The organism is Vibrio sp. RM-69-4 (assembly GCF_024743775.1).
GTDB lineage: Bacteria > Pseudomonadota > Gammaproteobacteria > Enterobacterales > Vibrionaceae > Vibrio > Vibrio anguillarum.
Genome location: NZ_JAMQXI010000064.1, coordinates 181037 through 192513, shown reverse-complemented (window position 1 = coordinate 192513; position 11477 = coordinate 181037). Strand labels below are relative to the sequence as shown.

Genomic DNA, 11477 nt, shown 5'->3' with positions numbered 1-11477 from the left:
CTGGGCTAAAAGGCGTCATCCAACAAAGTCTAGAACTTGGGTCGCTCTTAAATACTTCATCAACCGTCAAGGTCAATGGCAATTTCACGGTTGGCAGAAGATCATGAATATGGATTGTCAGTTCAATCTGTTTCAAATAGCCAAAGTGCCGATAGAGAGACATGTGAAAATCAGGAGTGCCGCTACACCTTTTGATCCTCAACACCAAGAATACCTGGCAAAGAGAAAGTCAAAGAGGCAAAGTCGCAACTCTTGGCATGAGCCTGCTCTCACTGCTTTGTAAGTTGCTGGGTGCCAACTGGTGCCTTCGTGAAGGCTTGAGCCTAGTGCGGTGAAAGTTGCACGCTGGGTTCTTAGAGGGGCGACACTTGGTAACAGGTGTCGTCTACTCGACATCAACAACCCAGTACTAACCTCGCTAACTTAGATGCAAAAAAATGAATTGTAGAAGGCAATTTAGTAAGCCATGGGTGTGTCGCCATGCACATCCTTAGCGATGGTCTATCCAACATATGAGTACAAAAAAAGCGAGCACTAAGCTCGCTTTTATCTATTTGATTTTAAATTTAATTATAGCAACTCAACCGACTGTTGGGCGATCACGAATTCTTCGTTGGTTGGTACCACAAGCGCTACTGCATTTAGCATGTCTGATTTTGCGATAATGCCAGCATTACCGAATCGAGCTTGCTCGTTGCCTTGCTCATCTTCCACAAAACCAAGAATTTTCAGGTTGCGTAGAATTTCACGACGAATAGGCAATGCGTTTTCGCCAATACCACCAGTGAAAATAATACCGTCGAGCGAATCAAGCGCTGCAAGGTATGACGCGATGTATTTCGCCACACGGTAGGTGAAGACTTGGAAGGCCAATGTAGCGCCTTCATGACCTTGCTCCATGGCTTCTAGAATGCCACGTGCATCGCTGGTTAAACCAGAAACACCCAAGAAACCAGAGGCTTTGTTCAATGAATTAAACACTTGTTCTTGCGTCCAACCCTTCTTCAATAGAAATTCAATGATACCGGGGTCAAGGTCACCACAGCGAGTGCCCATCATCAAACCGGAAAGCGGTGTAAAACCCATACTGGTATCGACACTCTGGCCATCTTTAATTGCGCACACTGACGCACCATTACCAAGGTGAACAGAAATAAAGCTGCTTTCTTCAACTGGCTTGTTGATCATTTTTGCCGCTTCACGGCTCACAAAATAATGGCTGGTTCCGTGGAAACCATAGCGGCGAATACCAAACTCAGTGTATAGCTCTTTTGCAATCGCACCTGTGTAGGCTTTTGCTGGCATGGTTTGGTGGAAAGCGGTATCAAAAACAGCAAACTGCGGTAACTCAGGAAACGCTAGCATTGCCGCGCGCATACCAATCGCGTGTGCTTTATTGTGTAGCGGTGCTAAATCACTAAGCGCTTCAACTTCGTTGACGATTTTTTCGTCTAACTTAACGGTCTTAGTAAACTTCTCGCCACCATGTACTACGCGGTGTCCAATTGCAACGACGTCATCAATCAAGCCGTAGCTTTTCACAAGCTCAACCAGTTTTGCAACCGCCAACAGGTGGTGATTCGCTTCACCTTGAATCGCACAATTGGCTTTTTCTCCGTTAAACTTCCAGCTCATACGGGCATCATCAAGCCCAAAGCATTCACCTAGACCACTCAGTACGGCATCCCCCGTATTTGAATCAATCACCGCAAACTTCAGTGATGAGCTGCCAGAGTTAATAACCAAAACAAACGAGTTCGACATGGGGTAAGTTTCCTGTTTTAGACTAAGTGTTGAAGTATACAACTTCTTGGTTTACGTGACCCTCATTATTCAATAATTTTTTAATCTTTCAACTTTGTTTTAGTTTCAGCATCATGCCAAACGATTTTTTCTTGATCTGAGGCAAGTTATTATTTCTTTTGAAGTGAGAAATATATCAATATTTAAGTCCATCCTGTAGCGCGCAGTAAACGTCTGCGCTTCCACCATTTTGCGTTGGCAACATTAGGCAGTAAAAAGGGGGCTTACGGTGAATCGAAAGCGTTCTGTTCAGTACTCGTAACGTTACGCACACCGGCAGTTAAACCGCATCAATGGGTGTAATACATACAAATACGCTTGCTTTCTATTTCTAATACGTTGAACGGCGTTTCATAGATATCGCTCAAAACCGACGATTGAATCACCTCTTGTACTGTGCCAGTTGCTACTACTTGGCCTCGTTTCAGCGCAATGATGGAATCGGAGTAACAGGATGCAAAATTGATGTCGTGAATCACCACGACCACCGCTTTATTCAACTCATGTGCTAAACGCTGAATAGTGGCCATGATCTGCAATGAGTGTTTGATATCGAGGTTGTTCAATGGTTCATCGAGAAAGATGTAATCGGTATCTTGGGCGATCACCATGGCAATAAAGGCCAGCTGGCGTTGGCCACCACTCAGTTCGTCTAGGTATTTATCTTCTATCGCTTTAAGATCAAGATACTCGATCGATTGCTCAATCATCGCATGATCGTTGGCCGTTAATTTACCTTGCGAATAAGGAAAACGGCCAAAAGCCACCAGCTCTTTCACGGTAAAACGCATGGTCAGAGTATTGGCTTGACGCAGAACCGACAGCTTTTTAGCCAACGCCTTAGTATCCCACTCAACCAGCTCTTTGCTTTCAATCCAAACTTTACCGCTATCACGGCTAACCAAACGGCTGGCCATCGACAGTAAGGTACTTTTCCCTGCACCATTAGGACCGATAATTGAAGTGACCTTGCCTTTTTCAAACTGCGCACAGGCCCTATCCACAACGGCTTGTTGGCCAAACACTTTAGTCAGTTTATCTAGCTGAATCATATGAAATTAAACCATTTTATTACGTAAAAGGAGGGAGAGAAAATAGAGACCTCCGATGAAATTTACCACCACACTCAGCGTTGTTTCAAACTGAAATACTTTTTCAACCACCCATTGACCTGAAAGCAATGCACACACCGCCATCGCGGAACAACCAATCAATAAGGTTCGGTGTTGGTATGAACGAAACCACTCGCGCGTTAAGTTGGTGACCAATAAGCCAAAGAACATCACGGGCCCAACTAAAGCCGTAGAAATAGCAATTAATACCGCACTGAGCATCAACACATGGTGCGTCACTCGGCGTACATCCACCCCTAAACTGACCGCGTTATCGTTATCCAACCATAAAACATCCAACACGCGATGCAGGCGAAACAGGCCAAAGCAAACCAGCAGTAGTAACGGTGTTACCCAATACACAAGTTCCACTTTCACGTTGTTGAAGCTCGCAAACATATTGGCCTGTACCGATGAAAAATCATTCGGATCCATCAGCATGATCAAAAAGGAGGAAATGCTGGAAAACAGTTGCCCCAGAATGACTCCTAATAACAACACCACCATTAAGTTACTCTGCTGCTTACGAAAATAAAAAGCGAACAACAAACTAGAAAACAACAACATGGCAGCAACGGACAACGAAAAATTGAGATAAGCATTGAGCGCGTAGCTACTTAGACCACCAAAAAGAGTCACCACTAGCACCTGCACGAACAGGTAGAGTGAATCAAACCCCATAATGCTGGGCGTTAAAATTCGGTTGTGGGTAATGGTTTGAAACGCTAGAGAGGACTGCGCAATGGCAATGCCCGCTAACACCATCGCCAATACTTTGGGTACACGACGAGAAAGAAAATAGTGATAGTTGTCGGCGTTCAATCCAACACCAATAAATAACCCAGCAAAAAGCAGAGAAGCCAAAACCAGTAACCACAGTTTGGTATGATCATGCAAAGTGATGCTCGCACATACAGACTTACCCATGGCGTTGACCTCGCAGCAGCAACACAATAAATACACTGCCACCGAGAATACTGATGATCATCGAAATCGGCACTTCATAGGGGAAAATAATCAAACGGCTGCCCAAATCACATAGCAACACCAATAACGCACCGAAAATGGCCGTACGAGGGATATTTTTGCGTAAGTTGTCGCCGTAATAGTGGCTGACTAAATTCGGCACAATCAACCCTAAAAAAGGCAGTTGACCGACAATCATCACAACCGTCGCAGACATCACCGACACCAAACAAACGCCAATCACCAGCACTTGTTGATAGTTAAGCCCTAAGTTCACAGCAAAATCTTTACCCATGCCGACCGCCGAAATTCGCGCCGCATACAAATAGCTAAAGAGGGCAACCGGAATCGCAATATAGAGCAGTTCGAAATCCCCTTTCAGCAAATTGGCAAAATTGGCTACCGTCCAGCTAGAAAGGTTTTGTATCGCATCGTATTTGTAAGCGATGAAGGAGGCGGCGGATTCCACCACATTACCAAAAATAATGCCGATCAAAGGGACAAAAATGACATTTTTAAACTGCACGCGCTGAATCAGTTGTACAAACAGCAAAGTGCCCGCAATCGAAACCGAGAAAATAAGCCACAAGCTTTCACCGTGGCCAAAAAAGACTAAGCTCAACACATAGCCCAGCATGGCGCATTCAATGGTACCGGAGGTAGAAGGCGCGGCAAATCGGTTTTGGCTGATTTGCTGCATAATAAGACCCGCGATACTGAGCCCTGCCCCGGCTAAAACAATCGCCAACAAACGTGGCAAACGACTGGTAAAGAGCAGTTGCCAAGCATGGGCATCCCCTTGCAGTAATGCCATTAGTGATAGATTGCCTACCCCCACAAACAGTGAAGATAGGCTGACTACCAACAAAGCAAGCAATAACTTTTTCAAAGCTAACCTCAGCTTGTTTGTGGCAAATTAGTGAATGTGTACAGCATTTCTAACGTCGCTGATCATCTGCTCTGTAGCAGTGACACCAGAAATGGATAGGTACCAAGCATTAAGGTCTAAAAACGCCATGCTTTTATTTTTGTAGGCCGCAGTCGCTTTGATCAGGTCATTTTCAAACTCTTGGCGAGTGTGACTTTGCCCTTTGTTGACCAACGTATCACGATCAATGATCAATAAGGTTTTAGGATCATGTTCACGAATAAATTCATAAGAGATTAGATCGCCATGGCGTGTCGCTTTGATGCTATCAACGGTCGTTTTGAATCCAAAATCTTTATACACCGCCGAGAAACGTGATTCAGGCCCAAAAGCGGTAATGTTACCGCCAGAGCTCATCACTGTGAGCGCATCGATTTGGTTGTTCTGATTAAAGCTACGAAGTGCTTGAAACTGCTTATCTAAATCTTCAATTTTGGCTTCCACTTGGTCTTCAATAGCAAATACTTTGCCTAGATTACGCCACTGCTGTTGTGTACTCTGCCAGTAGCCTTGGCTTGCATCGGCTGCAAAAACGATAGTTGGTGCAATTTTAGATAGCTCGTCATAACTGGTTGCGGCGCGCGGCCCAATCACAATCACATCCGGTTTTTGCATATAAATGGTTTCGAAATCAGGCTCAAATAAAGAACCGGCAGGTGCGTATGTATCGCTGTTGTACTTCGCTAAATAATTTGGTAGTTCAGTCACTTTCGATACCGCGACAGGTTCAATACCAAAGCGATCTAACGTATCTAACGCACCCAAACCAATGACAACCACACGTTGCGGATTTTGCTCGATCGTCGTGGTACCGAGTTGATGATCCACAGAAACGGTTTTAGCACTGAGAGTAAAAGAGGTAAGCAAGCCAAGTGCTGCCAAACTAAACAACGATTTCATATAGGTTCCCATTCAAAATAACTGCGACAGATTTTGATAAGCATTCGCATTAAGTTCGGGTAATATAATCGTTGACCGTCGTTCAAGCAACCCTATTCACATCAAAATCGGCCATGATGATCAGAAGCAGCAAGAATGGTGAAAAAGCGAGCGCTAATAAGAGATTCGCGCTCGCTTTCTAGGGGGAGAGAAATGTTATGGACGTGTCGGGTTAATCGTCAAAGGCTCAAAAGTGGCCACTGCGTTACCACTCGCTCCAGGATGATCAACATAGCTGGTGTCTTGCATCAAGGTGTAAAAGACATCGACATAATCGTCGTCGTTGACCAGTAAACCATCGGGAATCGCATCAATGATCTTGCCCGTGATTTGCGGAATAATCGCATACGCCTGCACTTCTGGATCAGGGATAAGCTTCAGCACTTCTTCGGCTACTTTGACGAGTAATTTAGCCAGCTCTTTATAATCGGTACCATCATCTTGCTCCATCAAGATAAGATCGGCTGCGCCCCAACGGTAACGAGACCATTGGATCATCACTTGATTTGGGAAGTAATCTTGCTTGTCGTAATCCAAATAAGGCATTTCAACTAAGTCAATGGTCGGCTCATCTCGGCTTGGATTGATGCCTGTAACAATCGCATAAATTTCAGCCGCTCCAGAGATCCACGGTTCTTTGTCATCCGCTAAACGAATTTTTTTCAGTACTGTGGTGGAAATAGGCTCAGCGCTATTATCGCTGCTGCGGGCCATCGCTTGCGCGGCGACGCTACCACTTTCTACTGTGGTCAATGTGGTCGATTGACCCAATGCGTTCATCTGTGCACGCATTGCTTGTAAGCCTGCGCGCAATTCCACTTCGCTATTACTATCAACCACGAAAACGGGTACATCTGGCATTTGATATACGTCCAGTTGATGCACCTGTCCGTACACATCAAACGCTTCAATATATTGCCAAGACGCATCATTACCTTTGGGTTCAAAAGCAAACAACGGGCTTTGCCCTTCTTGCCACTCTTTAATCATCGACGCATCGGCAATACGCAGTTGCAGCAATTGCTCAGTAAAATCCTCAATGCCTTTCATTGAACGAATTTGCGCGTCCGCTACAACCATCTGTTGACTAAAATCGGAATCAGGCTGCTCTTCAAACAAAGTGGAAACAGAAATGGATAGGTTTTGCGCGCTGATTTCAGTTTTAAGTGTGGTTTCAAGCTCGGCGTAACTTTCACTCAGTTGCAGTGCTAACGCTCTTTTTTGCTGTGCAATCGCATCAGCATTAGATTGGCTGGTGCTACTGGTTGTCGCTTCTTCTGAGTTGCACCCCATAATAGTGGCCACAAGCAGTAATGAAACGGGTGTTATATATCTCATAATGAACCCTTAATATTTTTAATTACAACATAGAGTAATAACTCTACATAAAAACACAATATCACCGAATGCTATTCTTTCAAGAAATAAATAGAGTGTTAATTTATATTCTTCCCACAAGATCAAATTATTATTAAGTAAAGATTAAATTACATAATGTTAATATAGCTATTACTTTTCTGGCTAATTATATGATTTTAATAAAAAGAAGTGCTTTTACACTTCTTTTTATTCATTAGTTATTCATAAGTTGCATAGAGCTCGACTTGGCTATTGGCTTGCTGTGCATTAAGCATGAAATGGACATAGCCCGCTTGTGTCACTGGCAGTTCGATATACTCATAACTATCAGAGCGCTTAGACGCTTGGTCAAAATGAGTCAATGTAGGCCAGTGCTCGCTTTCTGCATAAAGATCAACATTGTGGGCTGCCATCTCATCAATAGGCTGGAGCCAAACTTTGACACTGCTCATTCCCTCTGGTACATAAATCGCTGCATAGCGAGTTTGATGAATACCCAACGTCATTGGCTGACGATTTTCGAGAACAACAGGTGCTAAATCATCACTAGGCTTTTGCGTATTATCGGTCATGGCGTAACTTACTTTCGTATTTAATTCAACACGCTGATAAGCTTCTCTACCCGTAATACTAAAATAATAGCGACCCGGTAAAACGGTACCATTGGCTTGTTTTTCTAGTGCAATTGTTTCATTACTATGCAGTTCAAAATTTGTTATTTGATAATCATAATAATGCGCAATTTTTTCATAACTTAAATAAAGATCGGCGTCACCATCACCGCTAATATTAATCGACAATTCACTGATATTATCTGGAACATCAATATAATAGAGTTGTTCACTGTACTGCTCACCCGACAAGGTAACACTCTGCCCTAACGCTAAATGATTCATCGTGTCTTCTGGTTGAATTGGCGGCACAGTCGGCTCGTCTGGATTACCACTGTCCGTTGTCAAAGTGTCTAACCAAGTTGAAAATTCGCTGTCTAGGCTTTTGCCGATCCGTTTCACTTGCTCAGCCCATGCTTTGAAATCGCCACTACGTGATAGCGCTAGCAGTTGATCCACTTCATTGGGATGGTTTTCCAGCATAAAACGAACCGCTAAATAGCCCCAGCGATAAATTTGATTGGTGTCATTTTGATAAGTAGTGGCTAGCACTTGCGTGAGGCTCAGTTTTTTCTCAGCAATTAAGTCTACCGCCGCTTGGTAGCCTTTTTTATAGTGCATGTATTCAGCGAAGCCTTCCAACCACCACACGATATGGCCTTCACTTAAATTGAGAGAAAATGAACCGTATTGATTGTAGCGTCCGTCCAAATAATGCACATATTCATGCTCTAAATTGAGAATAGACAACGCCTCATCCTGCGCATATCGGTAAGCGACAAAGCGCGCTGTGTTGTTGGCATCAGCCGGGTTGCCTTCAAGGTATTGCCCGCCGTTGTTGGTAGTATTGCCAAACAAGAAGTTGGAATAACTGACATAACTTTCGTTGCTATCAAATACCACCACTTCCACTTGTTGATTAAGATCATCGGCCACGGGCGTGAAACCGGTATTCACGACGGTATGGAAGTCGGCTTCTTTCTCATTCAAAATGCCACACGCTTGCTCTGCTTGCTGAGGTGTTAAGCCTTGCGAGCGGATAATAGCAGGCCCATCACATTGATGGCGATTTGGCATGATACGCTGTTCAAGTTGCTGCTTAGCTTGCGTTAAATTAAGCGCTTCCAATGTCTCTGGCGCGTAGTAAGAAAGCATTTCAACCGCAGCAATCCAGAGTTTATCGCTACGTCCACCCAGCGGGTAACGTTCCAATACTTTTTCTAAAATCGCAATGACTCGAGTTTTGGTGTTTGGGTAAGGGCTAACCAGTAAGCGCCCCGTTTCACGCACCGCATTGTACAAAATGAAATCGGCATCGGTTCCTAACGCCCAATCATGCTCAGTGGCAAAACGATACAGTGTCTCCAAATATTCTGGATGGGCTTCAATGTCTTGATAAAAATCATCACGCGAAGCATGGCCGCTCATGGATCGAAATAAGTTATTTAAACCATCAACAAACTGCACATCTTGCGCCGTTTGTGGGTTAAAGGCGTCCAATAGCACGATGAAATTCGCCATCGTTGAAGGTAGGCGTTTCACATTATCGACCATTAACGTTAAGCTCGACATGGCCGCCACTTGTTCACGACCTAAGCTCAAACTATAAGGCGATAACATAAACTGGTTAATCGTATCCGCAATCGCATTACTCAATTGGTCCGAATAATCACCAAACTCTTGTTTTACACCATAGCGCACATAATACGCAGCACGGATAAACTCCCCCAAATTAGCAATAGATTTGGCTTGCGCTTCCGTTCCTTGATATTGCGAAATTTCTAACGCCAGCGCTCGGTTAATGCTGTCTATATTCTTTTCACTGTATAGACCCAAGATGGCTTTACTATCGGTATAAAACCACGAGTTATAACAGTCTGGTTGTGCATTTTTAATCGCTAAAATGGGCTCTTGTGCTTGGGTGATATCATTAAACTGGCAGGCATCTAATGCATAAGAAAAAGACGGTAATCCTGCTAACGATAATGCCAATAGCAAAGCATTAGGTTTGGGACGAGGGGAATGAATAGATGGAACAGGAGCAATACGCATAGTAACGACTCTCTATAGGTCATAGAAATAAATGAGTCGCGGTTTATATCAGAATCACATTAATAAAATGAAACTTGGCGCATATAAACCAAGATCTTACTTCAAAAAAGAATTGCTCTCATGAGAGAGCAATCGATTAACCAATAGATATTATATATCAATACATTACTAATTGTTTTCCACCACTAACTAAGTGATCGGATACACAGTACATTGAGTGCCAATCACATGAGTAATGGTTTGCGGCTCAATCATTTGCCAACCACTTTCACTGTCAAGGGGTTCTGACGCAACCACCATATTATCGCCTTCGCTTTTACTAAACACGGTCGGCGGATTACCATCAGAGCTATAACGCACTAACCAAAAATCTTGCCCATCAGAGATACAAATCGAAGCTTTAAAAGGTGTGACTATCTGTTTCTCCGCCAAAGCCTGCGCAATTTGACCAATCGTGGTCGTAATGGCTTGTACTGGCTGACTGCGTAACCCATTACTCATCATCAATAAAAAAATCAATTCACTATCTGTTGTTCCAACACGTTTGACGTATAGCGATTCCGGTAACTGCCGTTCTAAGGCGAATTTCACTTTTTCAAACTCACCAATTTGCCCGTTATGTAAAAACATCCAGTTATCCAAAATAAACGGATGACAGTTAGAACGGGAAACCTGCGTTCCGGTGGACGAACGCACATGCGCCATAAAACGGTGAGAACGTATGTGATGCGTTAAGGATCGCAGGTTTTCATCTCCCCAAGCGGGTAAGACTTCATGAAACTGCCCGGGGGTAGTTCGTTCGGTATACCAACCCAATCCAAATCCATCAGCATTGACACGGGTGACCGCTTTACGCGCTTCTAAACTTTGGTGCACGAGAGAGTGTTCCGGTTGATAAACCAGTTGATCGAGGTAGATAGGAGTTCCTTGGTAGGCGAGCCAGCGGCACATAATGCAAACATTCCAAAATAATCAGTCACTGATTTCAATAAAGCACGTTTGCTCAATGGCTGCAAGGTGTCCAGGCAACGATACCTTTGCCACTTGGATCATCAATGCCACAAGTTAATGACTCTTAAATGCAGGTTTAAGTGATGAATTATTTATTGAACTAAGATCATCTTTTGGCAAAGTTCATATTACTAAAAATACTAAAACTATTATTAGTCATTGTTGGTTTTGACCCAACATTCACTTTCGATTGAATTCTAACCTATCACTTTATTTATCTAAAGAATTTCATCTTTATCATTAAGAATAAAATACAAATCCATCAATTATTAATTCTAAATTTAAGAATAAAGAACCAACATATTTATCAATTAAAAACAAACCAAATGTTAACTGGTTATGTTTAAAATATGATGTTATTTCAAAACAACAATTATTTACACTTGCTATGCGTATGACTGATATATAGATTGTTACGAATAATTCACACATTATATGGATATACTGTGAAACATTTAATTTATTTTTTATTAATTAGTTACTCATCAATTAGCCTCGCTCAATCTTCAGTTGATGATGAACGGTTGCTCGCCTCATTAATCGAACGAGGTGTGATATGTGAAGGGCTGACATCAGAACAGCAACAACAAGCACTTGCTCTTTATCTACAAAGAAAACACCACAAAGAAAAGTCTCTCAATTCGACAACTCATCAAGAAGAAGCGTGTATTTCTCCGCCGAAGAGCGACTAAATCA

The 11477-nt window shown here is 43.1% G+C and carries 9 protein-coding genes and 1 pseudogene; 2 read left to right on the top strand and 8 right to left on the bottom strand.

Annotation, left to right across the window (positions count from 1 at the left end; all coding sequences use genetic code 11):
* Positions 1-283: pseudogene (locus NB504_RS10400) on the top strand (group II intron reverse transcriptase/maturase); the annotation flags it as partial.
* A 287-nt stretch (positions 284-570) separates the two neighbouring features.
* Here the strand turns inward: NB504_RS10400 and NB504_RS10395 are convergent.
* The 8 genes from NB504_RS10395 to NB504_RS10360 all read right to left on the bottom strand — a co-directional run bounded on the left by NB504_RS10395 (position 571) and on the right by NB504_RS10360 (position 10721).
* Entirely contained in the window at positions 571-1764 is a 1194-nt protein-coding gene (locus NB504_RS10395) for an acetate/propionate family kinase (protein WP_026028183.1), read from the bottom strand.
* A 329-nt stretch (positions 1765-2093) separates the two neighbouring features.
* Positions 2094-2855 (bottom strand): iron chelate ABC transporter ATP-binding protein VctC, encoded by a 762-nt coding sequence (vctC, locus tag NB504_RS10390; RefSeq protein ID WP_258428843.1) that lies wholly within the window; start codon positions 2853-2855, stop codon positions 2094-2096.
* Positions 2856-2861: 6 nt separating this feature from the next.
* Positions 2862-3812 (bottom strand): iron chelate uptake ABC transporter permease subunit VctG, encoded by a 951-nt coding sequence (gene vctG / locus NB504_RS10385; RefSeq protein WP_258428847.1) that lies wholly within the window; start codon positions 3810-3812, stop codon positions 2862-2864.
* 22 nt (positions 3813-3834) lie between these two features.
* Positions 3835-4770, bottom strand: a complete 936-nt coding sequence (gene vctD, locus NB504_RS10380; RefSeq protein ID WP_258428842.1) for an iron chelate uptake ABC transporter permease subunit VctD — start codon at positions 4768-4770, stop codon at positions 3835-3837.
* A gap of 27 nt (positions 4771-4797) precedes the next feature.
* Positions 4798-5709, bottom strand: coding sequence for a siderophore ABC transporter substrate-binding protein (locus NB504_RS10375; RefSeq protein ID WP_202599578.1), 912 nt, complete (start codon positions 5707-5709; stop codon positions 4798-4800).
* Positions 5710-5904: 195 nt separating this feature from the next.
* Positions 5905-7086, bottom strand: a complete 1182-nt coding sequence (locus tag NB504_RS10370; protein WP_017045107.1) for a DUF3103 domain-containing protein — start codon at positions 7084-7086, stop codon at positions 5905-5907.
* Positions 7087-7325: 239 nt separating this feature from the next.
* On the bottom strand, positions 7326-9770 hold the full coding sequence (locus tag NB504_RS10365; protein ID WP_258428841.1) for a M9 family metallopeptidase: 2445 nt from the start codon (positions 9768-9770) through the stop codon (positions 7326-7328).
* A gap of 189 nt (positions 9771-9959) precedes the next feature.
* Positions 9960-10721 carry a class II glutamine amidotransferase gene (locus NB504_RS10360; protein WP_258428840.1) on the bottom strand — a complete coding sequence of 254 codons (762 nt, stop codon included), beginning with the start codon at positions 10719-10721 and terminating at the stop codon, positions 9960-9962.
* A gap of 506 nt (positions 10722-11227) precedes the next feature.
* Between NB504_RS10360 and NB504_RS10355 the strand changes: the two genes are divergently transcribed.
* Complete coding sequence (locus NB504_RS10355; protein WP_017043657.1) at positions 11228-11473, top strand: hypothetical protein; 246 nt, start codon at positions 11228-11230, stop codon at positions 11471-11473.
* Positions 11474-11477 lie beyond the last annotated feature (4 nt).